The 26,301-nt window shown below is 67.2% G+C and carries 29 protein-coding genes and 1 pseudogene; 8 read left to right on the top strand and 22 right to left on the bottom strand.

The features are described from left to right. Positions 1-5 precede the first annotated feature (5 nt). From JOF56_RS29895 to JOF56_RS29880, 4 genes are all read right to left on the bottom strand, one after another. Entirely contained in the window at positions 6-149 is a 144-nt protein-coding gene (locus JOF56_RS29895) for a hypothetical protein (protein WP_209642813.1), read from the bottom strand. Positions 150-153: 4 nt separating this feature from the next. After that, the gene (locus JOF56_RS29890; protein WP_209642812.1) at positions 154-474 is read right to left on the bottom strand and encodes a phosphorylase family protein; all 321 of its coding nucleotides are present in this window, start codon (positions 472-474) and stop codon (positions 154-156) included. A 125-nt stretch (positions 475-599) separates the two neighbouring features. Then, entirely contained in the window at positions 600-1,790 is a 1,191-nt protein-coding gene (locus JOF56_RS29885) for a cytochrome P450 (protein ID WP_209642811.1), read from the bottom strand. Positions 1,791-1,838: 48 nt separating this feature from the next. Continuing rightward, positions 1,839-2,525 carry a TetR/AcrR family transcriptional regulator gene (locus JOF56_RS29880; protein ID WP_209642810.1) on the bottom strand — a complete coding sequence of 229 codons (687 nt, stop codon included), beginning with the start codon at positions 2,523-2,525 and terminating at the stop codon, positions 1,839-1,841. Between the two features lie 127 nt (positions 2,526-2,652). Here JOF56_RS29880 and JOF56_RS29875 point away from each other — a divergent pair, with 127 nt between their 5' ends. The 5 genes and pseudogenes from JOF56_RS29875 to JOF56_RS29855 all read left to right on the top strand — a co-directional run bounded on the left by JOF56_RS29875 (position 2,653) and on the right by JOF56_RS29855 (position 6,272). After that, on the top strand, positions 2,653-3,099 hold the full coding sequence (locus JOF56_RS29875; protein WP_209642809.1) for a nitroreductase family deazaflavin-dependent oxidoreductase: 447 nt from the start codon (positions 2,653-2,655) through the stop codon (positions 3,097-3,099). 127 nt (positions 3,100-3,226) lie between these two features. Then, positions 3,227-3,745: pseudogene (locus JOF56_RS29870) on the top strand (ATP-binding cassette domain-containing protein); the annotation flags it as partial. A gap of 224 nt (positions 3,746-3,969) precedes the next feature. After that, positions 3,970-4,944 (top strand): ABC transporter permease, encoded by a 975-nt coding sequence (locus tag JOF56_RS29865; RefSeq protein WP_209642807.1) that lies wholly within the window; start codon positions 3,970-3,972, stop codon positions 4,942-4,944. 45 nt (positions 4,945-4,989) lie between these two features. After that, a complete protein-coding gene (locus JOF56_RS29860; RefSeq protein WP_209648563.1) occupies positions 4,990-5,388 on the top strand; it encodes a GntR family transcriptional regulator in 399 nt (132 codons plus the stop codon). Beyond that, positions 5,385-6,272, top strand: coding sequence for an ATP-binding cassette domain-containing protein (locus JOF56_RS29855; protein WP_209642806.1), 888 nt, complete (start codon positions 5,385-5,387; stop codon positions 6,270-6,272). The genes JOF56_RS29860 and JOF56_RS29855 overlap by 4 nt, the downstream gene beginning before the upstream one ends. 24 nt (positions 6,273-6,296) lie before the next feature. Here JOF56_RS29855 and JOF56_RS29850 read toward each other — a convergent pair whose 3' ends face one another. The 7 genes from JOF56_RS29850 to JOF56_RS29820 all read right to left on the bottom strand — a co-directional run bounded on the left by JOF56_RS29850 (position 6,297) and on the right by JOF56_RS29820 (position 12,870). Then, positions 6,297-7,454: an alpha/beta hydrolase family protein gene (locus JOF56_RS29850; RefSeq protein ID WP_209642805.1), complete on the bottom strand. Its 1,158-nt coding sequence runs from the start codon at positions 7,452-7,454 to the stop codon at positions 6,297-6,299. Positions 7,455-7,489: 35 nt separating this feature from the next. Continuing rightward, positions 7,490-8,671: an ABC transporter permease gene (locus JOF56_RS29845; protein ID WP_209642804.1), complete on the bottom strand. Its 1,182-nt coding sequence runs from the start codon at positions 8,669-8,671 to the stop codon at positions 7,490-7,492. 1 nt (position 8,672) lies between these two features. Beyond that, the gene (locus JOF56_RS29840; RefSeq protein WP_209642803.1) at positions 8,673-9,347 is read right to left on the bottom strand and encodes an ABC transporter ATP-binding protein; all 675 of its coding nucleotides are present in this window, start codon (positions 9,345-9,347) and stop codon (positions 8,673-8,675) included. After that, positions 9,344-10,396 (bottom strand): peptidoglycan-binding protein, encoded by a 1,053-nt coding sequence (locus JOF56_RS29835; RefSeq protein WP_209642802.1) that lies wholly within the window; start codon positions 10,394-10,396, stop codon positions 9,344-9,346. The genes JOF56_RS29840 and JOF56_RS29835 overlap by 4 nt, the downstream gene beginning before the upstream one ends. Further along, complete coding sequence (locus JOF56_RS29830) at positions 10,396-10,881, bottom strand: hypothetical protein (protein ID WP_209642801.1); 486 nt, start codon at positions 10,879-10,881, stop codon at positions 10,396-10,398. The genes JOF56_RS29835 and JOF56_RS29830 overlap by 1 nt, the downstream gene beginning before the upstream one ends. Before the next feature lie 82 nt (positions 10,882-10,963). After that, positions 10,964-12,199, bottom strand: a complete 1,236-nt coding sequence (locus tag JOF56_RS29825; RefSeq protein WP_209642800.1) for a sensor histidine kinase — start codon at positions 12,197-12,199, stop codon at positions 10,964-10,966. Between the two features lie 17 nt (positions 12,200-12,216). Then, on the bottom strand, positions 12,217-12,870 hold the full coding sequence (locus tag JOF56_RS29820) for a response regulator transcription factor (RefSeq protein ID WP_209642799.1): 654 nt from the start codon (positions 12,868-12,870) through the stop codon (positions 12,217-12,219). Positions 12,871-12,968: 98 nt separating this feature from the next. On the opposite strand from JOF56_RS29820, the gene JOF56_RS29815 reads away from it, so the two are divergent. Beyond that, a complete protein-coding gene (locus JOF56_RS29815) occupies positions 12,969-13,478 on the top strand; it encodes a GNAT family N-acetyltransferase (protein ID WP_209642798.1) in 510 nt (169 codons plus the stop codon). A 151-nt stretch (positions 13,479-13,629) separates the two neighbouring features. Here JOF56_RS29815 and JOF56_RS58330 read toward each other — a convergent pair whose 3' ends face one another. From JOF56_RS58330 to JOF56_RS29790, 5 genes are all read right to left on the bottom strand, one after another. After that, complete coding sequence (locus tag JOF56_RS58330; protein ID WP_209642797.1) at positions 13,630-13,923, bottom strand: DUF6461 domain-containing protein; 294 nt, start codon at positions 13,921-13,923, stop codon at positions 13,630-13,632. Between the two features lie 21 nt (positions 13,924-13,944). Continuing rightward, a complete protein-coding gene (locus JOF56_RS29805) occupies positions 13,945-15,747 on the bottom strand; it encodes a Xaa-Pro dipeptidyl-peptidase (RefSeq protein WP_209642796.1) in 1,803 nt (600 codons plus the stop codon). A gap of 84 nt (positions 15,748-15,831) precedes the next feature. Beyond that, positions 15,832-16,308 (bottom strand): GNAT family N-acetyltransferase, encoded by a 477-nt coding sequence (locus JOF56_RS29800; RefSeq protein WP_209642795.1) that lies wholly within the window; start codon positions 16,306-16,308, stop codon positions 15,832-15,834. Between the two features lie 16 nt (positions 16,309-16,324). Further along, positions 16,325-16,558 carry a DUF397 domain-containing protein gene (locus JOF56_RS29795; protein WP_209642794.1) on the bottom strand — a complete coding sequence of 78 codons (234 nt, stop codon included), beginning with the start codon at positions 16,556-16,558 and terminating at the stop codon, positions 16,325-16,327. A 10-nt stretch (positions 16,559-16,568) separates the two neighbouring features. After that, positions 16,569-17,426 (bottom strand): helix-turn-helix domain-containing protein, encoded by an 858-nt coding sequence (locus tag JOF56_RS29790; RefSeq protein ID WP_209642793.1) that lies wholly within the window; start codon positions 17,424-17,426, stop codon positions 16,569-16,571. Between the two features lie 130 nt (positions 17,427-17,556). Between JOF56_RS29790 and JOF56_RS29785 the strand changes: the two genes are divergently transcribed. Further along, entirely contained in the window at positions 17,557-17,931 is a 375-nt protein-coding gene (locus JOF56_RS29785; protein WP_209642792.1) for a hypothetical protein, read from the top strand. Here JOF56_RS29785 and JOF56_RS29780 read toward each other — a convergent pair. Both JOF56_RS29780 and JOF56_RS29775 read right to left on the bottom strand, forming a co-directional pair. Next, positions 17,884-19,827, bottom strand: a complete 1,944-nt coding sequence (locus JOF56_RS29780; RefSeq protein ID WP_209642791.1) for a vWA domain-containing protein — start codon at positions 19,825-19,827, stop codon at positions 17,884-17,886. The two genes, JOF56_RS29785 and JOF56_RS29780, sit on opposite strands and share 48 nt — an antisense overlap. Next, positions 19,824-21,218: an ATP-binding protein gene (locus JOF56_RS29775; protein WP_209642790.1), complete on the bottom strand. Its 1,395-nt coding sequence runs from the start codon at positions 21,216-21,218 to the stop codon at positions 19,824-19,826. The genes JOF56_RS29780 and JOF56_RS29775 overlap by 4 nt, the downstream gene beginning before the upstream one ends. A gap of 139 nt (positions 21,219-21,357) precedes the next feature. Between JOF56_RS29775 and JOF56_RS29770 the strand changes: the two genes are divergently transcribed. Then, positions 21,358-22,152 (top strand): Rv1486c family protein, encoded by a 795-nt coding sequence (locus JOF56_RS29770; protein ID WP_209642789.1) that lies wholly within the window; start codon positions 21,358-21,360, stop codon positions 22,150-22,152. On the opposite strand, the gene JOF56_RS29765 is transcribed toward JOF56_RS29770, so the two are convergent. From JOF56_RS29765 to JOF56_RS29750, 4 genes are read right to left on the bottom strand one after another with little or no spacing between them, the layout of a single operon-like run. Further along, positions 22,042-23,139 carry an N-acetylglucosamine kinase gene (locus JOF56_RS29765; RefSeq protein ID WP_209642788.1) on the bottom strand — a complete coding sequence of 366 codons (1,098 nt, stop codon included), beginning with the start codon at positions 23,137-23,139 and terminating at the stop codon, positions 22,042-22,044. The two genes, JOF56_RS29770 and JOF56_RS29765, sit on opposite strands and share 111 nt — an antisense overlap. Then, a complete protein-coding gene (locus JOF56_RS29760) occupies positions 23,136-24,413 on the bottom strand; it encodes a 6-phospho-beta-glucosidase (RefSeq protein WP_209642787.1) in 1,278 nt (425 codons plus the stop codon). Before JOF56_RS29760 ends, JOF56_RS29765 begins: the two co-directional genes overlap by 4 nt. Positions 24,414-24,416: 3 nt before the next feature. Next, positions 24,417-25,307: a carbohydrate ABC transporter permease gene (locus JOF56_RS29755; protein WP_209642786.1), complete on the bottom strand. Its 891-nt coding sequence runs from the start codon at positions 25,305-25,307 to the stop codon at positions 24,417-24,419. Beyond that, entirely contained in the window at positions 25,304-26,293 is a 990-nt protein-coding gene (locus JOF56_RS29750; RefSeq protein ID WP_209642785.1) for a carbohydrate ABC transporter permease, read from the bottom strand. Before JOF56_RS29750 ends, JOF56_RS29755 begins: the two co-directional genes overlap by 4 nt. Between the last annotated feature and the right edge of the window lie 8 nt (positions 26,294-26,301).

Genomic DNA, 26,301 nt, shown 5'->3' with positions numbered 1-26,301 from the left:
GAAGTTCAGGTCGACTTCGATTTCCGGACGCCGCTTTTGGTCAGCAGGAACACAAGCACGACATAGGCGGAGTAACGGACCGGCGCCTTGTTCACCCGCGCCCGCATGGCGTTGCGTGCGCCCTGTGACATCAGGACGGCGCGTCCCATCGTCCTAGCTCCGGCCGCCTTGATAGGCGTAAACCTTTGTGGCCACAACGACATCGCCGGGATCCAGCCACGGCTTGAGGCCACCGGCGATACCGGCGAACACCACGGCCGCGGGGCGGAACTCCGCGATCGCGCGTTCGGTCAGGGCCGCCGCGGTCAGGTTTCCCATGCCGGTGGCGGCGATCGCGATCCGGTTGCGGGGACTGGCTTTGATCCGGCCCACTTCGAACCTGGTGCCGGCGCGGTGACGCTGCTCCCGCACATCGGTCAGATGCGCGCGGACCGCCAGGTACTCCAGTTCGAGCGCGGTCAACATAACGATCATGATCTTCCTCCATTGCCGGGACTGTTCTCAGCTCACTGGAAAGTTGATCAATAACGCCGAATTCACCGTGCCCGACCCTACGCCGGGTCTACGACATCATCTGGGGCCACACGCCGGATCCACGCTTATGCGTTGTGGTTCCAGGTCACTGGCAGGTTGTGCACGCCGTAGATCGACATGTTGTCGCGGAACCGGACTTCGCCGGCCAGCGCCAGCGAAGGCAGCCTGCGCAGCAAGGCCGCGAACCCGATCCGCATCTCGATACGGGCCAGCTGCTGGCCTAGGCACTGATGGATGCCGTGGCCGAACGCGACGTGGCCCTGCGCGTGCCGGGTGACGTCGAGTGAGTCCGGGGCGTCGAACTTCGACGGGTCACGGTTCGCGCCGGGCACCGACATCGCGACGCACTCCCCCGCTTTGATCAGGTGCCCGTCGATCTCGACATCCTCGAGGGCGGTCCGCACCGGTCCGAAATGGATGATCGACAGATACCTCAGCAGCTCCTCCACCGCGGTGGCCGGATCCTTGATGACGGCGGCCATCTGGGACGGGTGCTGCAGCAGGGTGTACGTCCCGAGCGCGAGCATGTTCGCGGTCGTCTCGTGCCCGGCGATCAGCAGGATCATCGCGATGATGCTCAGTTCTCCCTGGCTGAGCTCGTTTTGCGCGATCAGGCCGCTGAGCAGGTCGTCTCCCCCGTCCGCGCGTTTGCGGTCGATGAGCTCGCCGAACAGTTGCTGCAGCGACATCCACGCCTGCATCGCCGGCTCGGCTTCGGACTCAAGGTTCAGCAGCACAGCCGCGTCCTGCTGGAACCTCCCCCGATAGGAGTACGGCACACCAAGCAGTTCACAGATCACCAGCGACGGGATCGGCAGGGTGTACGTGGGCACCAGGTCGACCGGCGGGCCCATCTTCTCGATCGCGTCCAGGTGTTCCTCGGCGATCTGGGCGATCCGCGGCTCGAGCTGGGTCATCCGGCGGACAGTGAACTGGCCGGTCAGCATCCGGCGGATGCGGGCGTGGTCCTCGCCGTCCATCCGGTTGAACATGCCGGGCAGGGTCCCGAACGCGGCCGGGTCGATGTCACGCTTCATCGGGATGACCGCGTGCATCTTCTCGACCCGGTTGCTGAACGCGGGACTGGCCAGCACGGCGCGCACGACGTGGTGGCCGGTGGCGAGCCAGCCGAAGTGCCCGTCCGGGAACGTCATGCGTACCAACGGGTCGGCCGAGCGCAGCGCGGCGATTTCCGGCGGTGGGTCAAGGGGGTTCGGGCGCTGGGTCGGCAGGCCCGAGACAGTCGGAGTCGTCATAATTCAAGACGTACACTAGTTTCACAAACTTGTGAAGTTAAGGAACCGTCAAGATGTCACCGGAAGGCCGACGAAGTCGCAAAACTGCCCAACAGTGTGGTCGAAGAACTCGTCGGCCGGGTCGACACTGCCGACCAGCTGACCGAACAACTCGAAGCTGATCATCCCGAACAGCTGCGTCCACACCACAAGTAGGCGATTGAGCGTCTCCGGCGACAACTCGGGCGCGATCTGCACGCCGAGAACCCGCAACTGCCCCGCCAGCCCGCCGGTCAGGGGCGGGCCGTCGAACACAGGCTTGAGCTCGACCTCCCGCAGGATGCCGACCATCGCGAGCGGAACCCGCGCCGCTGACACAACCGTGTCCTGCGGCGCGACATAACCGGGAATCGGCGAACCGTAGATCAGGGCGTACTCATGCGGATTCGCCCGCGCCCAGTCCCGCACCGCATGACACGCACGGCGCCACCTCTCCCGCGGCGAACCACTCGCCACAGCCGTTTCAGCCGCTTCACCCAGGGCGTTGTACGCATCGATGATCAACGCGGTGAGCAGCTCATCCCTGCTGGGGAAATACCGGTAGAGCGCCGACGACACCATCCCCAGTTCCCGGGCCACCGAGCGGAGCGAAAGCTTCTGCGCGCCGTCGACCGCGAGCTGCCGGCGTGCCTCGTTCTTGATCTCCTGCGTCAACTCGGCCCTGGCCCGGTCCCTGGCCGTTCTCCCAGCGTTCATGACGGCCAGTCTGCCATCAACGAGAGCACTGCACAATTCAGAGAGCACCGCTCTTGACACTCCTGCACTCCTGGTGTTCACTGCTCTTAACAGAGAGCACCGCTCTCGCGAGCTACCGGGAGACACCATGACCGAGACCCGCAACATCAAGGGCACCAAGGCCGACAAGATCGTCAACGGCATCGCCAAGTGGCTCACCAAGATCGGCATCAGCCTCGCCGGCAGCCGAATCCTGGCCGTGCGCGGCCGCAAGAGCGGCGAATGGCGCACCACCCCGGTGAACCCGATGACCTACGAAGGCCAGCGCTACCTCGTCGCCCCTCGCGGCCACACCCAGTGGGTCCGCAACATGCGCGCCGCCGGCGGTGGCGAACTCCGCCTCGGCCGCAAGGCCGAACCCTTCACCGCGGTCGAGGTCGAGGACGCCGACAAGCCGGAGATCCTGCGTCTGTACCTGAAGAAGTGGGCCTGGGAAGTCGGCCGCTTCTTCGAGGACGTCAACGCCGAGTCGAGCACGCAGCGGCTGCTGGAGATCGCCCCCGGCTTCCCGGTGTTCCGCATCCAGGGCCAGTGACACTCCAGTCGTTTCGACGCGCGTCCGGCCGTCAGGTTGCCCCTGCGAGGCGGGAATCACCCGGTCCACTATTTAACTAGTGAAAGGTGTTACCTTGGCCGCAGCCGACGACGGACGGGAGACGGCCATGAACCTACGAAGGCAGCCTGACCAGGCACTTCCAGTCATCGCCCAAGGTTTGGGCAAGAAGTACCGCAGGGGGTGGGCACTGCGGGAGACATCCCTGGTGATCCCGAACAACCGGATCGTGGCCCTCGTCGGCCCGAACGGCGCGGGCAAGAGCACACTGATGGGGCTGATCACCGGGTTGCTGCGGCCGTCGACCGGCGGGATCACCGTCTTCGGCGACCATCCGACGGGCAAGGGGCTGCACCCCGCGGTGTCCTATCTGGCCCAGCAGAAGCCGCTGTACCCGCAGTTCACCGTGACCGAGACGCTGACGTTCGGGGCGCGGACCAACTCGACCTGGGACCAGGGCTACGCGGAGTACCTGATCGGGCAGGCGGCGGTGCCGATGGACGCGAAGGTGGGCACGCTGTCCGGCGGTCAGCGCACTCGCGTCGCCCTGGCGCTGGCCCTGGGCAAGCGTCCGCGCCTGCTGCTGCTCGACGAGCCGTTGGCCGATCTGGACCCGCTGGCCCGCGAGACCGTGCTGCGCACCCTGATCGCCGAGGCTAGGACTCAGGGCATCACCGTGTTGCTGTCCTCGCACGTGCTGGCAGAGTTGGAAGGCGTGTGCGATCACCTGGTCCTGCTCCACAAAGGACTGATCCTGCTGGCCGGGGACGTCGATCAGCTCAGTGCCAACGGCACCCCACTCGGTGAACTGGCACTGAACCGGATGCGCCAGGCAGTACAGGAGGAAGCGGCATGATCTGGGTCTCCTGGCGGCGGCAACGCGCGCAACTGATCACCCTGCTCGGCATGCTGGTCGTCGGCGCGGGCGTCATCACCCTGCTGCGCTCGAACATGATCGACGCCATCAACTCCTCGCAACTCGCCCGCTGTGTGACGCTGCCCCTCCAGGAATGCGCGGCACCCGAGGCGGCGAAAGCCTTCCAGGAGCAATGGTCGAACCCGCTGGACATCGCGCGGGCCATGATCATCGGTGTCCCCGCTCTGATCGGCGTCTTCATCGGCGCCCCGCTCTTCGCCCGGGAACTGGAACAGGGCACCCACGTCCTGGCCTTCACCCAATCGGTGAGCCGCACCCGGTGGATGCTCAGCAAACTGGCCATCGCGCTGGCACCCGCGCTGATCCTGCTGATCACACTCCAGTACCTGGTGTCGTCGTGGCTGACCGCGGCCGGCACCCTGGGCCCACTGAAGAACAGCGCGTTCACCGCCCTCAACTTCGGCATCCAGCACGCCTCGCCCGTCGGCTACACGCTGTTCGCCTTCGCGCTCGGCACTTTCATCGGCGTGGTGTCCCGCCGAACTCTGGTGGCGATGACCGCGGGGCTAGGCGCTTTCGTCGTCATGCGCTTCGCCCTGTCCGGTCTGGTGGACAACTTGGTACCCGCCCAGCGCGTGGAGCTCGCGCCCGACAAGCAGCTGACCGTGTACCAGGACGGCAGCCTGGTGCTCGAAAAGGGATGGCTCGACGCCGCCGGGCAACCGGTCCCCGGCGAGCGCGTCGCCGGCCTGCTCCAGAACTGCAAGTCGACCGGGACGCAGGAGGCCTTCCTGGCGTGCTTGCCGAAGTCCGGTCTCGCCAGGCAGTACGCGTCCTTCATCCCGGAAAGCCAGGCCTGGCAGGTGCACCTGGTCGACGCGGCGATCTTCGGTGGGCTCGCGATCCTGCTGCTGGTGGGTACCGCCTGGGTGCTGCGGCGGCAGAGCTGAGTGTGGTGCAAGCTCTGAGCTGGGGGAGCACCTATGCTGACCGATGTGATCGAGTTCCGGATCGACCGGCGCTCCGGGGTCTCCACATACATGCAGATCGTGCAGCAGGTCGACCAAGCCATGCGACTGGGACTGCTGACCCCCGGCGACCGGCTGCCCTCAGCGCGGGAGGTGGTGGAGGCGACCGCCGTCAACCCCAACACCGTGCTCAAGGCGTACCGCGAACTGGAACGGCAAGGACTGGTGGAGGCCCGTCGCGGCCTGGGCACCTTCGTGACCAAGTCACTGTTCTCCGAGGCCACTGCCGGCGACGACGCGCCGCTCCGGCAGGAATTGGCAGACTGGATGGGCCGTGCCCAGCAGGGTGGCCTCATCGTCGAGGACGTCGACGCCCTGTACTCCGCGGTCCGCGATGAGTACTACCCCGCCGAGGAACGACCATGAAACCCTTGACCGCCACTGCCGTGGGCAGGCGATACCGCACCCACTGGGCGGTCCGCGACTGCAGTTTCGCCATCCCCGAAGGGAAGGTCGTCGCCCTGGTCGGTCCGAACGGCGCGGGCAAGAGCACCCTGCTGCGCATGGCGGCGGGCCTCGTCCGCCCGACAACCGGTGAGCTGAGGGCCTTCGGCACTCCCATGCGGGGCCGCATCCATCCGGACGTCTCGTTCCTGGCACAGAACCGTTCGCTCTACCGCGACCTCACAGTGCGCGAACTGGCGCGCGCCTGCGCGGCCATGAACGACCGCTGGTCGGCAGACCGGGTCCACGAAGTGCTCGGGCTGCTGGCGGGCGTGGACTACGACGCGAAGGTCGGCACTCTGTCGGCGGGAGCCCTGACCCAGGTGGCCATCGCGATGGCGCTGGGCCGGCTCCCCCGGCTGCTGCTGTTGGACGAACCACTGTCCGACCTGGATCCGTTGGCCCGCGACGAGACACTGCGGATCATCATGACCGAGGTCGCCGACCGCGCGACCACGGTCGTGATGTCCTCGCACCTGCTCAGCGACCTCCGCGACGTGTGCGACCACATCCTGCTGATCGACGAGGGCCGCGTTCACCTCGACGGCGACATCGAGGAAGTCCTGGCGCAGCACAGGATCCTGGTCGGCCCGGCGGCGGACGAGTCCGCTGTGGAGGGAACGCTGATCAGTGCGACCCGCACCGAGCGTCAGTCCACCCTGCTGCTGCGGGATTCCAGGCCGGCCCCGCAAGGCTGGGCAGGCACCGAACCCGACCTGGAATCCCTGGTCATGGGCTATCTGCGGGCGTCGCGCGAACGGCGGCACGGAAGTTCCAGCGCGACACCACGCCCCGGCAAGCAATAGTCCACAATGGACGCAAAGCGGGAACTACGTCGCCTCGATGGCGACCTCGGGGAAGCAGGGTGACGCGGAGTCCAGCAGTGGCTGCGGGATGTGCCGGAGGTGCTGGTCGAACATGGCCAGGGTGTACCGGCGGGTGATGTCGATGGAGCGCAGGCCCGTGGTGGTGGCGCCCTGGTCCACACCGATCTGATCGATGAACACACCGTAGTCGGCGAACGAACTGTGTACGGTGCCGGCCACCGTGAACCAGCGCCGCCAGCCGGTCAGCCGGCTGAAGTCCTGGTCCCACGCGGGGTCCTTGCCCGGTGAGTGCTTGGCCTGCGTACCGAGCAACAGGACCGGCCGGGACAGGCCACTGCCGGGAACCTGGAACCAGGTCGTGCCATCCAGGTCGACACCGGCGTCGATGCGGGAATCGGCGAGCATGGCCGGGAGCGCCGCCGCGCCACCGGCCGAGTGCCCGGCCATGCCGATCCGGGACGTGTCGATCAGGCGGCTGCCCGGCCAGGCCGGGCGCGCGCCGGTCAACTGGTTCAGCACGAACGACACGTCGGCCGCGTGCACCTGGAGCAGTTTCGGGAAGAAGGTGTCCTGGTCGTTGTCGATCGCGCAGGTGGCGCAGGTGGCGATCCGGCCGTCGGAGAACTGGATCGCGTACGTCTCGTAGGTGTGGTCGATCGCCGCCACGACGTACCCATGGCTGGCCAGATCCTCGGCCAGGCTGGTCAGGGAACTGCGATGCGCGGTGTAGCCGGGTGAGAGCACGATGAGCGGAAGGCTGCGCGGCCGCCCGGCCGGTGGCGCGTCGAGGTACGCGTGGGTGGGTACTTCGCTGAGACTGTCGGGTGAGAGGTATTCCTCGATGTGCTTGCCCGCGACATACCCTTGCGACTCCGCCCGCGTCTGGTACTGAATCGTCCTGCCGCGGTTCACGTCGGTCGGGTACCACATGGTGACCATGAGTTCCCTGGCCGGATCGGCCGGTACCCACGGATCGGCACGAGATGTGTCCTTCAGGTCGAGCATGGTCGCACCCACTCGGTGCGGGCCGGTCGGCGCCGGCAATGACAGGGCGACTGCGGTTGTCGCAGTTGCCGCGTTTGCCTGCTGCGGCAACACTGTCAGCCCGGTGACGATGGCGAGCGCAGCGCCCAGAAGGCGCCGTCGAGAGACGGAATGCATGGATACCCTTTCCGTTGGATGTGAACGACTTGACGTCAGGTCGTCGCCAAGGCCTCGTTGGGTGCGAGGCGAGCGGCGCGGATCGCCGGGTACAGGCCCGCTATCGCGCCGATGAGCACGGTCGCGCCGACGCCGCCCGCGAGGACCCACAGCGGCACCACGGTGGGCCACTGCTGCGTCTTGGCGTACGCCCCGGTCACCACATAGCCGAGCAACGCGCCGAACGCGCCACCGATCAGCGACAGCAGCAGCGACTCCGCGACGAACTGGGTCCGGACCTGTCCTTTGGTGGCGCCGAGTGATCTGCGCAGGCCGATCTCGGGGCGTCGTTCCAGTATCGAGATCACCATCGTGTTGGCGACACCGATCCCGCCCACGAGCAGCGCGACCGCGCCCAGTCCGAGCAGCAGGGCGGTGAACGTCGCGTTGGTGGCGCGGCGCGCCGTCAACGCGTCGGACGGCTTCGAGACCTGCACCTCACCCGGCGCCTGTGGGTTGGCCGTGGGTGCGAGAACCGCGCGCACCGCCTCGACCTGCGACTCCACCGACCTCGTGTAGACCTTCGTCGGATGCCCGTCGAAGCCCAGATAGGTAGTGGCCGCCGGCCACCCCATGAGCACCGCCGAGTCGAGATCGCGCGCGAGGGGCAACGGCCGCAGCACTCCGACCACGACCCACCACCGGCCTCCGATGTAGACGGCCGGCACGTTCCCGAGCCGCTCGGCCGCCGTGGCACCGAGTACCACCGCCGGGTAGCGGTCGGTCGCCGCGTTGAGCCAGGCGCCGTGGTCGAGCACACCGCCGACCGCGTCGAGCAGGTCGAGCCGGGCCGCCAGCACGGACAGGCCGCCCGACTGCGCCGTCGGGATCCGGTCGTTGCGATAGACGTAGGTCTCGCTGAGCACGCCGGTCGCGGTGGCCGACTGGACCGGTCCGATTCGTTTGATCATGGCGACCGACTCGTCCGGCAGCGTGGCCCGTTTGCCGAACATCGTGGTGCCGGGCGACACGGTCAGCAGGTTGGTGCCGAGCTTGGCCAGTTCCTGGTCGAGGCCGGCGCGGCTGGATGCGGAGATGCCGACCACCGCGGTCATCGCCGCGATACCGATCGCGATACCCAGCGCCGACAGCACAGCACGCAGAGGGCGCGAGCGCAGGCCGTATCCGCCGAGCCGGGCCAGGTCCGACGGGCGTAGCCGGGCGGGTTTGAGGGACATCTCAGACCACCCGTCCGTCGCGCATGGACACCTGGCGCGGCAGGCTGTCGGCGATGTCCCGGTCATGCGTGATGACCAGGACCGTCGTGCCTGCCTTGTGCAGCTCGTGCAACAGCCCCATCACCCCGGCGCCAGATGCGGAGTCGAGGTTTCCGGTCGGCTCGTCCGCGAGCAGCAGCAGCGGGTCGCCGGCGACCGCGCGGGCGACGGCGACCCGTTGGCGTTCGCCGCCGGAGAGCTGGTGAGGACGGTGGGTGAGCCGGTCGCCCAGACCGGCCCGCACCAGCGCGGCCTCGGCGCGCCGCTTGCGTTCCCGTTTGCCGGCTCCGGTGTAGAGCAGGCCGTCGGCGACGTTGCCGAGCGCGTCGCTGCCCGGTGCGAGGTGGAACTGCTGGAAGACGAAGCCGATGTGCCGGGCACGCAGCGCGGAGAGCTGCCGGTCGGACAGGGCCGCCACGTCGTGCCCGTCGATCCGGACGGTGCCCTGCGACGGCCGGTCCAGCGTGCCGATCAGGTTCAGCATCGTGGACTTGCCCGATCCGGACGGCCCGACGATCGCCAGTAGTTCGCCGTGGCCGACAACGAGGTCGACCGATCGGAGCGCGGTGACTCCGCCGGGATAGGCCTTGGTGACGCCGGCGAGCTCGATCACCGGGTGGCCGGCGAGGGGGTTCATGACGGCACCGCCACCCTCATGCCGGCCTGCACCCCGTTCCCGGTGACCTCCACCTTGCCGTCGGCGAAGAGTCCGGTCTCGACGGCCACGATCCGCGTCGCGTCTCCCTCGACGACCTGCACCCCGTACCCGCCCTCGGCGAGCGCGAGCAGCGCGGCCACCGGAACGGCGAGCACATCGGGCCGCTCGCCGGCGGTGAACGCCACGGTGACGGCGGCCGGGCCCGGACTCTGGACGGCCGAGGTGAAACCGATCGTCACGTGGATCTTGGTTGTGTACCCGTCGCCGTTCTCGCCAGGACTCACGACTGTGACGACCTTGATGATCTGGCCCGGTACGGGCTTGCCGTCGGCCGGCGTGATCTGCACCGGGGCACCCTGCTTGGCCAGGCGCGCCGAGGCCATCTCCAGCTCGGCCGTGACCAGCGGCGCGGTGCCGGTGACCTTCTCCACCGCGGCGCCGGGCCCGACCACGGCCCCTACCTGCAGGCTGAGCGAGTCCACGCGCACTTCGCCGGTGGCGTACACGATCTGGCTGGGATCGACCGATCCGGTCTGGATCAGACCGAGGTCCTTCTGCCATTTGCTGACCGCGGAAGCGGTCGAGGCGTTGTAGGTCTCATCGGCGGTGAATCCCCGGTAGCCCAGTGCCCAGAGGTTCTGCTCGAACTGCGTGACATCGGTGCCCTTGACGCCCGCCGAAAGCGTGCGATAGGCGGGAAGCGAGCCGTACAGCAGGGTGACCGGCTTGTTGTCGAGGCGGAAGAGCGCCGCGCCGCGGATGACGGTCGCACCCTCCGCGGGCAGCCCGGTCACGGTGCCGTCGCCACGCGAGGAGATGGTCGTGGTGTCGCCGTGGCCGAGCGTGCCGCCGTGGTTCTCCCGGTCGGTGAGCGTCTGCTTGGTGATCTCGGTGGTGGTCACCGGCGTGGTCTTGGCCGGGTCGGGGCTGCTGCGGGCGTCCGGCAGATTCACGACCGTGATCGCGGCGGCCACGGCCCCGGCCGAGACCACACCGGCGACCACACGCGTAGTGCGTCGCGCACCCATCAAGAGTTGCCCTTGCTGCCCTTGGGCGCCGGCATGAACTTCTGGCACTCCTGCATCGCCTTGCGGAAGGCCGGGTCGTTGGGCTCGACCCCGAGAACCTGGGCGTCGATCGTGATGGAGCCGTTCGCGTCGGGGTCCGGATACTTCGCGAATCCGTGATCCCGTACGCACTGGGCCATCTGCTGGATCTTTTTGAGATCCTCAGCGGGAACCGGGCCCTGCTGGCCCTGGCCGGGCTGGTACTTCTTGCACGCCTGCTCTGCCTTGTCCAGTTTGCCCTGGTCGACGCCGTCGGGGTTGTGCACCACCAGACCGCCGTCGGGCTGCGGGTCGGGATACCACGCGAAGCCCTGATCGCGCACACACTGCGAGAACTTCAACAGCGACGCCTCGCTGTCGCCCGCAGGACCGGCGCTGCTTGTCCTGCCGGGGTTCGCGGTCGCGACCGCCGGGTCCTCATCCGTGGCACAACCCGCCGTTGCCATGGCAAGCAGCAGAAAGGATACAGAAACAGCCCACAGTGGACGTTTGTTGTTCGGCATGCGCAATGTTCTACGCTCCGACCGGTCACAGCACGGGCACAGAACCGCTTTCCTCGACCGGCTTTTGCGCAACAGGAAACAGCACTCTGATCCCGAGACCACCGGCCGGCCGGGCGCGCAGGGTCAGGTCCGCCGAGTGGGCAACGGCAATCGCCTCCACAATGGACAGTCCAAGGCCGTGGTGACCGTCGTCGGTGGCCGTACGGTCGAGCCGTTCGAACGGGCTGAGCAACTGCGCCACCATCTCCGGCGGGACAAGCGGCCCGGTGTTGACCACCGACAGGAAGGCACGCCCATTCTCCGTGCCCGTCGCCACCTCTACCTGCCCGCCCGCGATGTTGTAACTCATCGCGTTGTCGACCAGGTTGGCCACCATGCGCGAGACGAGCGCGGGGTCGCCGACGACACGCGCGGGCCGGACCTCCGCGGCAGCAGCCAGATTGTGTTGCCGTGCCTTCGGTTCGGCGGCCTGCAGCACGTCACCGGCCACTTCGGACAGATCGACGCTCTCCCAGCGGTCCAGGCCGCGCTCGCTGGTCGCCAGGACAAGCAGCGACCCCAAGAGCTGGGCCTGCTGGTCGCTGACGACCATCAGTTCCTTGAACCGGGCGCGGAACCCTTCAACCGTCGTGTCGGTGTCGAGGACGGTCTCTTCCAGCAGGGCGTGTTCCAGCGTCAGCGGCGTCCGCAGTTCGTGCGCGGCGTTGGCGACGAACCGCTTGTGCGAGTCGAGCGCGGACTCCAGCCGGCCAAGCAGCCCGTCGACGGTGTCCGCGAGGCTCTTCAACTCGTCGCGCGGACCGGTGACAGCCAGCCGCTCGTGCACGTTCCGTGCCGAGATGAGCTGAATGGTGGCGGTCATGGTGCGCAACGGCCGCAGCACCCGCCCGGCCATCAGCCAGCCGAGCACGACCGCGACCACCGACATGACAGCGAGCGCCACACCCGACTGCACGAGCAGCTGATGCATGGTCTCCGCGTGTTGCTGGACGGACTGTTGCTGGACCGTCTCGGCGATGCGCCGCTCCGCCTCGGTCAGCCGGGCGTCCGCCGGCAGACTCTCGCCCAGGATGATGCTGACACTCTGCTCGCCGGAGGACGTCGCGCTGTGTGTGGACAGCGCGACGTTCGACCCACTGCCTGCGACCAGCAGGTAGGTGATGGTCAGCAGCACGGCGCCGGAGAGCAGGAAAAGCACGCCGTACAGGAGGGTGAGCCGTAGCCGGACCCGCATGCCGGAGATGTGGGAGAGCAGACCCACGAGGACTCCTCTTCAGCTCAGATCCGGTAGCCGGCCCGGGGAACGGTCTCGATGACGGGCGGCTCGCCGATCTTGGACCGCAAGCGGTTCATGGTCGCCTTCACCGTTGTCGTGAACGGGTCAGCGGCCTCGTCCCATACCCGTTCCAGGAGTTCCTCGGCGGAGACCACCCGGCCCTGAGCGGCCAGCAGGCATTCGAGGACACCCAGCTCCTTGGGATTGAGCGCCAGCCGCTTGCCGTCCCGGGTGGCGATCCGCTGGGCCGGGTCCAGCGCCAGGTCACCACGTACCAGGACCGGCGGCACAGCAGGCTGGGCCCGCCGGCCGAGCGCCCGGATGCGCGCCACCAACTCCGGATACGCGAACGGCTTCGGCAGGTAGTCGTCCGCGCCGAGGGACAGACCCTCCACCCGGTCGGCGACAGTGCCGGCGGCCGTCAGCATGAGCACCCGTGTGCGCAGCGGCTCCCGCATCAGCCGACGGCACACCTCGTCGCCGGGCACACCCGGCAGATCCCGGTCAAGGACCACCACGTCATAGTCCACCTCGACGGTACGTTCGAGCGCCACCGCCCCGTCGAACACCACGTCGACCGCCATGCCCTCGCGCCGCAGTACCCGTGCCACGGACTGAGCGAGCCGCACATGATCCTCGACCACCAGGACCCTCATCCATCGCCCTCCCAGGCCCGACTCCGAACCGAAACGCCAGCGTACGGGTGCAGCGGTCACACAGATGTCACAGTGTGATTGGTGTGTACGGTGCTCCGGTGCCCAAGATCGAACGCCTCCGTCTTGACCACGCCGCTGCCGTGCTCGCGTTCGAGCAGGAGAACCGCGCCTACTTCGCGGCATCAGTACCCGACCGAGGAGACGACTATTTCGCCGAATTCCAGCAACGGTTTCGCGCCCTGCTCGCGGAGCAGGATGCCGGTATATGCCATTTTCATGTGGTAGCCGGCGACAACGGCGAGGTGCTGGGCCGCGTGAACCTGGTCGACGTCGCCGATGGCTCCGCCGATCTGGGGTTCCGGATCGCGAAGAAGGCCACGGGCCAAGGACTGGCCACGGCTGCTGTACGCCAACTGTGCGCGATGGCAACGCGGGACTACGGACTGCGGAGCCTGAAGGCGTCCGCGGCAGACGAGAACACCGGCTCCCGCGCAGTGCTCAGCCGCGTCGGGTTCGTCCCGACAGGCGAGGAGGTCATCCTGTCCGGCCTCCCCGGGCACCGTTACCTGCTGTCGCTGGCCGGTTTCATGCCACCGAAGGAACGCTGACCCACACCAGACTCACGGCTGCCCGAGCGGCTCGCTCGACGCTCGCGCGTTCATGTCAGCGACGGGGTGAAACATCACCATAGTTGGCGCAACGGCCGGGCCCGGCCACCGGTTCCGGCCCATTCCCCTCAACCCGCGTTCTGCCGCTGGGTCAGGAGAGCGGGCGTGGGGTGCGAGAGAGCATGACCCACTGCCATGGTTCACCGCTGAGACTGTCCAGCAATTCCGCGGTCAGCCGGACACCGGTGGCGTGTTCCACAAGCGCCATCGCGGCTGCCTGTCGGATGTTCGCCGACGCGGGCCCCTCTTTCGATTTCCAGATCTGCCGGACCGCGTAGAGATCAGCCGTGTGCTCGTCGAGTGCGGACGGATCCTGCCCGGATCGCCGCTCGGGGTCGCCCCGGACATCTGATGTAGGAGAACAGGCGGCTGCAACCGGGGTCACAGCCGCCTGTCGATCAATGAGTCAGAGCCTGCCGCCGACGATGGGGATGTCGAGGCTGCTGGTGTCGAGCGCCACGGTCAGGGCGCCTGCGGCCTGGTCGAGGGTGATGTAGCTGCGGTCGTTGGCCATCAGGACGAGGCCGATGCGGTGGCCTGCTGGGATGACGTAGTCCTTGCCGTGCAGTTCCCAGGTTGCCTTGTAGGACTGGCCGGGTGTCAGTGGTGTGCCTGAGGTGGCTGAGGAGTGGTTCTTCAGGTCGATCGCGCCACGGGTGATCACCTGGGCGGTGACGGCGAGGGCGCGCTCGGATTGGGGCTCGGCGCAGTTGATGCGCAGTTCGACGTCGATGAGGTCGCACTTCTGGTTCATCAACTCCTCAGGTGAGAAGTCGAGTGGTGTGATCGCGGTTCCTGGCCCGTAGTCGACGAGCAGGGCGGTCAGCGGGGCACTGGCTGTGCTCGACTGCACGGTCACGTTGACCTTGGGTGTGCCGGACATCCGGGTGTCCCTGGAGACCGGCGGGGTGACGTAGACGAGCCTGTTCGGGGCGGCGACGGTGTAGTCCGCCATCGCGGTGGTCTCGGACTGGGTGCGGCTGTCGGTGAACGTCTGCGCGCTTGCGGTCGGGCTGCCTGCTTGGAGGGTGCCTGCGACACCGCTGGCTGCCGGGCCGAAGTTCAGGCGCATCGGGCGGGCCGCCGCGTCGGGCCAGCTGCGGTGGGTCTCCCAGGAACCGTTGGGGCGCTGGATGTCGGCCATCGGCTCGCTCATGATCCCGTTCTCCATGCCGAACAGCCAGTGGTCCATCCAGCGGTGCATCTGGCGCTTCCACTCGTCCGGCCGCGCGCTCACCGGGTCGATGTGGGCACTGCGGTGCAGCCAGATCTTGCGCGGCACACCTTGCTTGGCCAGTTCGTCCCACCACTTGATGCCGTGCCGGAGCTTGACGTTCCAGTCCTCCATGCCGTGCACGAGAAGCACCGACGCCTTCACCTTGGCGGCGTCCGGCCGGTAGTCGCGCTCGGCCCAGAACGGCGTGTAGTCGTAGGTGTCGTCACCTGCGTTGTCGCCCAGGGACTTGATGAAGTCGGCACACTTCGTCTTGGCGGCGGCGCTGACGACATAGTTCGCGAGGTATTCCGGATACCTGGTGCCCCACCCGCCCTGGTAGCCGATGCCGGCGTCGCGGGTGTAGTCGTACCAGCTGGAGATCGCGGCGATCGGCACGATCGTCTTCAGGCCTTCGACGCCGGTCGCGGCGACCGCGTTCGGGAGTGTTCCGTTGTACGAGACACCGACCATGCCCACGGCGCCGGTGCTCCACGACGCGACCGACTCGGAACCGTTGGCGTAGTAGGCTTTCGCGCGGCCGTTGAGCCAGTCGACGACCGACTTGATCGACTGCGTGTCCTCGGCGTCACCCGTGGTCGGGCAGCCCTGGGACCGGCTGGTGCCCTGCATCTCCGCTTCGATCACGGTGTACCCGCGGGGCACGAAGAACTCGTCGTACCAGCCACGGAAGCCCACGGGCGCCACGGCGGTGGTAGCACGGTAGTAGGGGCTCGGCTCCATCACGATGGGAGTCTTGAGCCCGGTCGCGGTCTCCTTGGGCCGGATGATCTGGATGGCGATCCGGTCGAGTTTGCCGTCCTTGTCGCTGTCCATCGGGGATTCGACGAACACATCCTCACGGATGGCGTCCGCGTACGAGTAGATCGGCGTGGTCTCTTCCACGGCCTGGGGTGCTGCGGACACAGGGCTGGCTGCCATCGAGGCCACCGCCACGCCCAAGGCAGCAGTGACCGCGATTCGTAGTCGTCGCATGGTTTGGAGAAAACCAACGCACCGACTGCCCGCGGCACGGCCGAAAGGACCAAACTGTTCACAGTTATTTCACGGTGTGGCCGGCTAATCCCGGACCATGGTGTCCGCGTCTTTGTCAGAGGAGAGACTGCGGAATCCCTCCCGGAGATAGAGATCACGGGCAGGGTTGGCACGCTCGACACTCAGCGAAACCCGCCCGGCAGTCGCCACAACCGCCCGGATCAGCGCCGTGCCGACGCCCTTGCCCCGCCACCCGGCGACCACACCGATGGAAAGCTCAGGCACATCCTCGGAAACAAAGCCGTAACCCGGATTCTCCGCGGTGTAGAACCGAAGCCACGCCGCCCCGATGGATTCCCCGCCAGGGCCGACCGCGATCACACCCGAGTCACCCTCCCGCGGCCAGTCGATGACGTACTTGTTCAGCTGCGGGTCGCTGAGAACCTTCTCCCGGCTGAGCGAGGCCCGGTCCGGATTCCAGTTGAACGCCTCGACCGCCATGTCCTCGATGAAGCGGCGGTCAGCCGCAGTAGCCGCCCTGAGATCGATATGCGCTTCCATGGCTCCCGTGACTGGGTCAGCGCTGGGCCAGGAAGGCGGCGAGACTGGCAGCCGGGAAGGTGAGCATGGGACCATCGGGGTTCTTGCTGTCACGGACAGCACCAACCTCGGCGCTCAACGCGAGTTCAACACAGTTTCCACCGCCGTTGCTCCGGCTGCTCTTGCGCCAAGCAATCTCGACACAGGCCCCAGTCCCGTTGCTACGACTACTTTTGCGCCAGGTGGCTCCTAAGAAGTCGGTGGCATGCATCGCGTTCTCCTCAGTATCCAGCCTCGACTCGCGCCATCACCTGCTTCACCATCGCCACCGACTCAGCGGGGTCAAGCGCGAGGGCCCGCAAATGGTCCAGCACTAGCATATAGCGCTCGATGTCATACGGGCCATCCAAGTACAGACCACCCGTGAGGTTGTCGATGTATACGACACTGGGGTACTCGGCGAACTTCAGAAGATGGAACGCCGTTCCCATCGCCATATGCGGCCCCTTGACGAAAGGGAGGACCTGAAGAGTGACATTGGGAAGCTCGGCGAGCTTGAGCAGATGCCGCAACTGCTCCACGCGGGCTTCGTAGCTGCCAACCGCCCGTGCCAGGGTCGCTTCATCAAGAATCGCCCACACTTGAACCTCGCCGGACTCCACACGGCGCTGGCGGGTCTGCCGGACCTCCGCACGGTCGTTGATGACCTCATCAGAGGCATCAGGAGCACAAGCACGCATGATCCAACGCGCGTACTCGGGCGTCTGCAACAACCCCGGGATCAGATCGATCTCGTAGATATTGATCGCGACAGCTTCGGACTCCAGCACCACGAAGTCGGTGAACCAGTCGACCAACGAGTCACCATAGACATGCCACCAGCCTCGCTGCTTGGCGATTCTGGCCATCAACTCCAGCCGGTCGGCCTCGGCGTCATCGACCCCATACAACCTCGCCAGAGCACGGGTATCTACTATGGACACACTGCTTGTCGCGTTCTCGATGCGGCTGATCTTCGACTTGGAGAAGTCCAGTCGACGGACCACGTCCTCGAATTTCAGCCCGGCCGCTTCGCGATGGCGCACCAGCGACTTGGCCAGAAGGTGCCGACGGATGCCAGGACCGGCATGTTGGGTCATGAGCAGACAGTAGCCGAAAAACTACCCACCGATAGAGTGAACTTGTGGCATATCTCGGTCTGAAATGTTGCACCAGATTGAGGGTGGTGCCACTGTCCAAGGGCGACCGATTCAAACCTTGGAGGGCCTCATGAGCACCGCGACATCCGCTCTCGAACGTGCGCATTTCCTTCTACGACAAGATATGTACGGCTACCTGGACGCCGTCGAGATGCTCACCGACGAGACCACTGTGGAGGATGAGGACATCCTCGTCGTCGCTCGTGAACACCTGCCGCGTCTCATTCCGGCTGTCCGCGGCACGCTGAGCAGGCACAGGCCCGACGCTTTCGGCCACCGCCTTGGCTGTCCGCCCGGGTGGGCCAATGGCCAGTACACCCGGGCGGTTGGCCGTGCTCAGTGGTGGAGCAGGTCCACGGTTTCATGGTCAAGCCCGAAACCGTCTACCAGAGCCTGGTCACCGCCGACGATTTCGCAGATAGTCGCTGACGACGGCGGCGCCTAGGCCATCGAGGTCTGGGGAGACCACGCGGCCGCCGCTGCGGCGGGCGACTATGTCGACGAAGGCTTTGAGGCGTTCGTCTTCGCCGAGCATGAATACCGAGACCGAGGCGCCGAGGCGGGCGAGCTTGTCCACTTCGGCCAGGGTCAGTCTGAGTGTTCTGGGCAGTGGTGGGTAGTTGAACTCCGCTTCGCCCTCGGGCTCCAGGTGGGCGGTCGGTTCGCCGTCGGTCACGACGATGACCACTGGCTGGGCGTCCGGATGCCGGCGGACGTGCCGGCCGGCCAGCAGCAGGGCGTGGTGCAGGTTGGTGCCCTGTTCCCAGACTCCTTCCAGTGCCGTGAGTTCTGCTATGTCCACTTTGGTGGCGTGACGGCCGAAGGTGATCAGTTCGAGGGCGTCACTGCGGAACCTGGTTCGTACCAAGTGATGCAGTGCCAGTGCCGTGCGCTTCATCGGCAGCCAACGGCCATCTTGGACCATTGACCAGGATGTGTCCACGCACAACGCCACCGCGGCGCGGGCGCGTTGCTCGGTCTCGACCACTTCCACGTCGGCGACGTCCAATGTCACCGCGCCACCTGTGGAAGCTGTTCGCAGCACGGCATTGCGCACGGTCCTGGACACTTCCCACGGTTCTGTGTCGCCGAATTCCCAGGGGCGGGAGCCGCCTGTGGGTTCGCCGGCGGCGCCTGCGCGGGCAGTGTCGCGCTCGCCCTTGCGGGAGGACAGCGATTGGATGACGTCTTTCAACGCTGTCTCGCCGAGGCGCCGCATTGCCTTGGGCGACAACTGCAACGTGCCGTCCTGGGCACGTTCCAGCAGGCCCTGGTTGCGCAGCTCGCGTTCCAGCTCGGCCAGGCGCCGGGCATCCACACTCGCTTCCTGGCCGAGTTGCCGTTCCAACGCCTCCAGGTCGATGTCCTCCAGGCGTGCACCCGGATATGCCTGGCCCAGTTGCTCGGCCAGTGCGTCCATCTCGGCCAGGTCCTCCATCGCCTGGGCGCCTTCGCCCAGGCCCAGCGGGTTCTGGCCGCGGAACCGGCCACGGGAGGTCCAGTCCTCCCCTGGCCGCAACGATTGCAGGTGCTGGTCCAGTTTGCTGATCTCGCTGGCCAGCCGGGGATCGCCGAACGCCTGCTGGATCAACTGTCCCAGCTCGGCGCGCTGCTCGGCCGACATCGAGTTCATCATTCGCTGTGCCGCGGCCGCCCTGGCCGCGAGCGCGTCGATCAGCTCTTCGACGTTGCGCGGGTTCTCCGGGAAGAACTCGCCGTGTTTGCGCATGAACTCTTCGAACCGGGCCTGCACGTCCTGATCGCCCCGGGCGTGCGCGGCGAGCAGGTCGTTGAGGTCCGACATCATCTCCCGGACCCGCTCGACATCTTGCGGCGTCGCGTTCTGCAGCGCCTGTTTCATGCCGCGGAACCTGGACTCCATCAGCTCCTGGCCGAGCAGGTCCTGGATCTTCTGGTACGACTCGCGGGCCTGCGGCGACTGCCAGTCGTAGTTCTGCAGTTCCTGCACAGCGGCGGCCGTGCCCGTAGGCAGGTTGTCCAGCTGCGCCTCACGGAACCTGGCATCGTCGGACGGGTCCGGGAACAGGTGCCTGCGTTCGGCCTCCAGAGCCTCGTCAAGCAAGCGCTTGACCTCCTGGAGCGTGCCGTCGAGACGATGACGGCGCTGCAGGCGAGCGCGTTGCTGCCACAACCGGCGGGTCATGTCGTCCAGGCCACGGGTGCCGCGGACGCCTTGCCGGAGCAGCTCTTCCAGTGCGGCTCGGGGCGAGGAGCCATCCATCACGTCCCGGCCGATCTGGTCCAACGCGGCCCGCAGATCCACCGGCGGCGCCAGCGGATCAGGCCCGTCGTGCCAGGGGCGGTACGCGAAACTCGTCACGGCCCGTACACCGCCGTACCGTCCTCGGCGTCCTTGGCCAGCCTGCGCGACAAGTACAGGACCTCCAGCGCGAGCTCGACCGCGGAGGCGATCCGGCCTGGCGGATCCGTCGGCGTGACGCCGACACGCTCGGCGACCTCGTGTAGTACCGGCAGTTCCGGCAACGCGCCGAGCACCTCCGACGCGGGCACACGCTCACCCGTGGTGACGATCCGGCCTTCGCCGATCGCGTCCTCCAGCGGGCTGAGGTCCAGCCCGGCAAACGCCGACCTGGCGGTCTCGGCGATGGCCAGGCGCAGCAGATGCACCAGGTGCTCGATCTCGCGGCCTTCCTCACCGGCCTCGAACTCGAGTTTGCCCTGCAGCACGGCCGGGATCGAGTCCAGGTCGATCGGCCGGGCCACGGCCACATCCTCGCCCGTGATCGCCGAACGCCGCAGCGCCGCAGCAGCCAGCGTCTCGGCCGCCGCGACCGCGAACCGTGCCGAAACACCGGACCGCTGGTCGATCGCGCCGGAACCACGCAGGTTACGGACGAACCTGGCGACGACCTCGATCAGCGCGTCCGGCACCTCGGCCACCAGCTCGGCCTCCTGGCGGACCAGGTTGATCTCGTCGTCGACGTCCAGCGGGTAGTGCGTGCGGACCTCGGCGCCGAACCGGTCCTTGAGCGGCGTGATGATCCGGCCGCGGTTGGTGTAGTCCTCCGGGTTGGCCGTGGCCACCAGCAGCACGTCCAGCGGCAGCCGCATGGTGTAGCCGCGGATCTGGATGTCCCGCTCCTCCATCACGTTGAGCAGGCCGACCTGGATGCGCTCGGCCAGGTCCGGCAGCTCGTTGACCGCGATGATGCCGCGGTGCGCCCGCGGCACGAGTCCGAAGTGGATGGTCTCCGGGTCGCCGAGGCTACGCCCCTGCGCGACCTTCACCGGATCCACGTCACCGATCAGGTCGCCGACCGAAGTGTCCGGTGTGGCCAGCTTCTCGGCGTAACGCTCCGAGCGGTGCCGCCACGCCACCGGCAGATCGTCGCCCAGTTCGGCGGCCCGGCGGCGGGACTCGGCCGTGATCGGTTCGAACGGGTGCTCCCCCAGCTCCGAGCCCTCGATCACCGGCGACCACTCGTCCAGCAGCCCGATCAGTGTCCTGAGCAGCCTGGTCTTGCCCTGGCCGCGTTCTCCCAGCAGGACGATGTCGTGCCCGGCCAGCAGCGCCCGTTCCAGCTGCGGCAGGACAGTACGGTCAAAACCGACAATTCCATGCCAGGGATTGCCGCCGCCACGCAGGGCGGCCAGCAGGTTCTCCCTGATCTCGACTTTCACGCCACGCGCCCGATGACCGGCGGCCTTCAGCTCCCCGGCCGTGCGTGGCAGGTTCTGCCCACGATTCACCCTTCGACGCTACGTCGGATCTTGGTGTGAGTCGACGTGGAGTAACTCCGGGCATGTTCACCCGCAGCGAAGCGCCGGTTTATTCCCGCACTTCATGGCCTCGGCGTTGCCGGTATCCGGGGGCAGTATCCTTGCGGCCGTGCCGTTTCCAAGTGCCACGTTCGCTGTGTGGGGCTCTGCCTGGTTGCACGGAGTCGCCGCGCCCGATGACGCTCTCGATGCGCTCGCCGTCTGGTCGGAGATGCATGAGGTCGTCGCGGATGATGACGGAACTGCGACGGCATTGGAGTTGCCGGCCAGAGACGAACGAGCGGGACAGATCGCCGGCCTGCTCGCGGCGCTGCGAAAAGCAGGCGCGACCACGGCGAGACTCGTGATCCCGGTGCCTGGCGACGTGCGCGGGCTGGGCGGTTCGACGCGGCTGGCCAGCGAGGCCGTGCGCGTCGGCCAGGCGGTTGTGCTGGCGGACGCCGGAATCGGCATTGTGCCGGAGACGGTTGCCGACGGCGTGATTCGCTGGACCGTGTTCGACCTGCCGGCTACTCCCCCGGCTGAGCACACGCCGTTGGGCGAGGCGGACCACAACCTGTCGACTGCGATGCGTGAGGCCGCGGGCACGTTGGCGTCGCTGGATCTCACCAGCAACCGTCCGGGGGTGCGGCACGAGATCAAAGAGCGGGCCGCGGTGAGTGCGCGGGCACGCTGGCCGATCGGGATGCCGCAGAAGGCTCTGCGCGTGCTGCAGCGGGCTAGTGAGGTCTCCGCGATTCTCGAGGTGGCGGCGGAGGACGACCCCGGCGGTGCGTTGTCGTCCTCCGCGGCGTCACGACGCTCCGAAGCGCTCCGGCCGCTTGCCGACGCCGTCCGGCTCGCTCGGTGCGCCGCCATTGACGAGGCCGTCCGCGCTCTGTCCGATCACGCCGGCCGGCACTGAGCTCAGCAGGCCCGCCGAGGCGCGCAGACGCGTCTTGGCGGCTGCCGGGGCGCCGATCGCGTCCAGGCCGAGCAGGGCCGCGCCCACCACGGGAGCGATGTCGACCACCCGGACGTCAGCCCGGGGTGCCACGTCGACGCAGCGCTGCGCGATCTGGGCGATCACCGAGGAGTCCACACCGGTCAGCACGCCGCCACCGAGCACGACCACCGGCGCCTCGCCGGTCATCCCCAGCTCGCGCACAGTGACCGACACCATGGTCGCGACCTCGTCGACCAACTGCTGGACGACCCGGTTGGCGATGGTGTCCCCGGCCGACGCGATCCGGAACAGCAGCGGCGACAACTCGTGGATCCGCTGCCGTGGCAACGACTTGAAGTGCAGTCGTTCGACCACCTCGAAGATGTCCCTGGCGCCGAAGTGTTCCACGACCGCAGGCAGCAACTCCGTGCGCGGGCCACGGCCGTCCGCGTCGCGAACCGCCCACCACAATGCCTCGGATCCCAGTTGGAATCCGCCGCCCCAGTCGCCGGAGATCCGGCCCAGCGCCGGAAAACGATGAACACGGCCGTCCGCCGAGACACCAACACAGTTGATACCCGCGCCGCACACGACCGCGACACCGACACCGTCTGTGGTTCCTGCGCGTAACAACGCAAAAGTGTCGTTGCCGACCACAACGGACTCCGACCAGCCACGCTCGGTCAACGCCTGGAACAGCTCTTCCTCTTCTGCGGGCAGGTCCGCGCCCGCGAGGTAGGCGGAGGTGTGCGTGCCAAAAGGCGGTGTCGCGGGGAGTCCTGCCTGGACCGCGGCTTCGGCCACCAGGCTCTCGAACACGTCCAGGCCCGGCTTCATCCCCACGACCTGGGGCGAGGCCCCGGCCCCGCGGGACCGTCCGAGCACCGCGCCCGAGGCATCGACCAGGAGGACGTCTGTTTTGCTGCCGCCGCCGTCGATGGCGATGATCACAGCATCCTCGTTCATATGCGGGCCCACGGCAGGTCGGCGCGGTTGGCGGCGATCAGGTCGTCCGCCAGCCGGTCCGCGAAGGCGTACTGGCCGACCAGCGGGTGCGCCAGCAGCGCGTCGGCCACGCGGTCGCGGCCGCCGTACAGAGCTGCTTCCAGCGCCAGGAACTCGTACGCGGTCACGTGCGAGATGAGTCCGGAGAACCTCGGCTCGACCGGGCTGATCGGCAGCGGCACCGCGCCCTGACCGTCCACAATGGCCGGTACTTCGATCACCGCGTCGTCCGGCAGGAACGGCATCGCGCCGTTGTTGCGCACGTTCACCACATGCTCTTCCGGCGGACCGCCGCCGGTCAACGCGTGCACCAGCTGGACCGCGGCCTCCGAGTAGTAGGCCCCGCCGCGTTTGGCCAGGCTCGCCGGCTTGGTGACCACACTCGGATCGGCGTACTGGCTCAGCAACTCGTTCTCCACCTCGATCACCACGTCGGCCCGCGGCGGGTTCTCCAACTGGTCGGCCAGCACGTCGTCGTGCGCGTAGTAGTACTTCAGGTAATACGAAGGGATCGCGTTCATCCGGCGCATCCACTCCACCGGGACCTTGACCTCGGCAGCGACCTGCTCGCCGAACTCACCGAGCAGATCATCGATCCGCTCAACTGAACCGTCGGGTGTGGACACAGTCACGCCACGCTCCCACGTGAGGTGGTTGAGCCCCACGTGATCGAGACGGACCGCGTTGGTGTCCACATTGAACAGTGCGGCGAACTTGCGCTGCAGGCCGATCGCCACGTTGCACAGCCCGACAGCACGGTGGCCAGCCTCCAGCAGAGCCCGTGTGACGATGCCGACCGGGTTGGTGAAGTTCACGATCCACGTGTCCTCACCGGCGATCCGGCGCACCCGCTCGGCTATGTCCAGCACCACCGGAACCGTGCGCAGGGCCTTGGCGAGCCCGCCCGCGCCGGTGGTCTCCTGACCGATACAGCCACAGGCATGCGGAAAGGTCTCGTCGGAGCGACGAGCCTTCTGCCCGCCGACCCGCAGCTGCAGCAGGACCGCCGAAGCGCCTTCGACGCCCTGCTCCAGGCTGGTGGTGGTCAGGACCTTCGCGGGATGACCGGCATGTTGAAGCAGCCGTTGACAGAAGTCACCGACGATCCGCAACCGATGGGTGTCCGGGTCTACCAGCACGATCTCGTCGACGTCCAGGCTGGCGCGCCGGCCGGCTATCCCGTCGACCAGCTCTGGCGTGTAAGTGGATCCGCCACCCACCACGGTCAGTCTCATCGGTTAACCCTTCACTCCCGTGAACGTGACACCCTTGACGAACGACTTCTGTGCGAAGACGAACAAGACGATCGCCGGCAACATCGTCACGACCGTCGCGGCCATCGTCAGATTCCACTCCACGTGGTGCATCCCCCGGAAGGACGCGATCGCCAGCGACAACGTCCAGTTGTCGCGTGCCTGCGCGGTGTACAGCAACGGCCCGAAGTAGTCGTTCCAGGTGTAGAGGAAACAGAACATCGCCGCGGCCGCGATACCCGGCTTGGCCATCGGCACCACCACCCGGTAGAGCACCTGCAGTTCCGAGCAGCCGTCGATGCGGGCCGCGTCGAGATAGTCCTTGGGAATCGTGAGGAAGAACTGCCGCAGCAGGAAGATGCTGAACGCGTCGAACAGGAAGTACGGCGCTATCAACGGAACCAGCGTGCCGGTCAGTCCCATCCGGACCCACATGTCGAACAGCGGGACGATGACCACCTGTGGCGGCAGCATCATCGCGGCCACCACGGCCATGAACGCCCAGGTCTGGCCACGCCAGCGCAGTTTCGCCAGCGCGTACGCCGCGGGGATCGCCGAGACGAGGATGCCCAGCGTGGCCAGCAGCGAGTACGTCATGCTGTTGAGCAGGTAGGTCAGCATCGGGGCCTTCTCGAACACCTCGACGAAGTTCTCGAAGTGCCATTCCCGTGGCCACCAGCTCGCGGTCATCGCCTGGTCGCTCTTCATGAACGAGGTCAGCAGCACCAGCAGGACCGGCAGGGTGAACGCGATGCCCATCGCGATGCCGATACTGTGGGTCGCGACCCAGTACAGCCGCTTGTTCCAGGAAACCTTGCGACGAACCAGAACCGGCGGCCCACCGGCCCGCTGGGAAGTCGACACAACGGCTGTCATGCGGCCTCCTCGACGTGGGATGCCCGGCGGAGCTGCCGGACCAGGATCGCGGTGAACGCGAAGGAGACGATGAACAGCAGCACGGCCATCGCCGCCGCGTACCCCATGTTGGAATACCGGAAGCCCTGGACGTACAGCCACACCGGGTAGGTCAGCGTGGAGTTCTGCGGCGCACCGATGAACTTGGTATTGCCTGCCACGTCAGCGGTTCCGGCCGCGGCCGCGCCCGCGACCACCGCCTGGGTGAAGAACTGCAGCGCGAAGATCATCGAGTTGACGATGCCGAACAGCAGCACCGGCGAGATCGACGGCAGCGTGATGTGCCAGAACCGGCGCACCGGGCCCGCACCGTCCAAAGAGGCCGATTCGTACTGCTCCTGCGGCACGTCCAGCAGCGCCGCCAGGATGATGATCATCAGCTCGCCGGAGCCCCACAGCACCAGCAGGGTCAGCGACGGCTTGGACATGGCCGGGTCGTTGAACCACAGCCCGCCGTCGATGCCCAGCCAGCGCAGGAACCGGTTGACCGGGCCGAACTCCGGGTTGAACACGAAGACGAACACCAGCGTCGCCGCGGCGGGTGGCGCGAGCGCAGGCAGGTAGCACAAGGTGCGCACCAGCCCGAGTCCGCGGCGCAGCCGGGAGATGATCGACGCCGTGCCGAGCGCGAAGACCACCCGGCAGACCGTCAGCACGATCACCAGCCACAGCGTGTTGTACGCGGCGGTGCCCACCAGTGGTTCGGTGGTGAACATCCGGACGTAGTTGTCGAACCCGACCCACTGCGGCGGATTGATCAGGTCGTACCGGGTCATGGAGAAATACACCGTGGCAACCAGCGGGTACCCGAAGAAGATCAGGAACCCGAGGATCGCCGGGGCCATGAAACCCAGTACGACCCACCGGCGGCGGGAGCGGACCCGCCCCAGCCCCTTGGCGGGGGCCGGTGACGAGTCCGTGTCCGGGCGATGCAAGGTAGCGGTCATCGTGGTGT

The sequence above is a fragment of the Kibdelosporangium banguiense genome (assembly GCF_017876405.1).
Taxonomy (GTDB): Bacteria; Actinomycetota; Actinomycetes; order Mycobacteriales; family Pseudonocardiaceae; genus Kibdelosporangium; species Kibdelosporangium banguiense.
The sequence above is the reverse complement of the archived record's forward strand: the minus strand, read 5'-3'. Positions and strand labels throughout refer to the sequence as shown.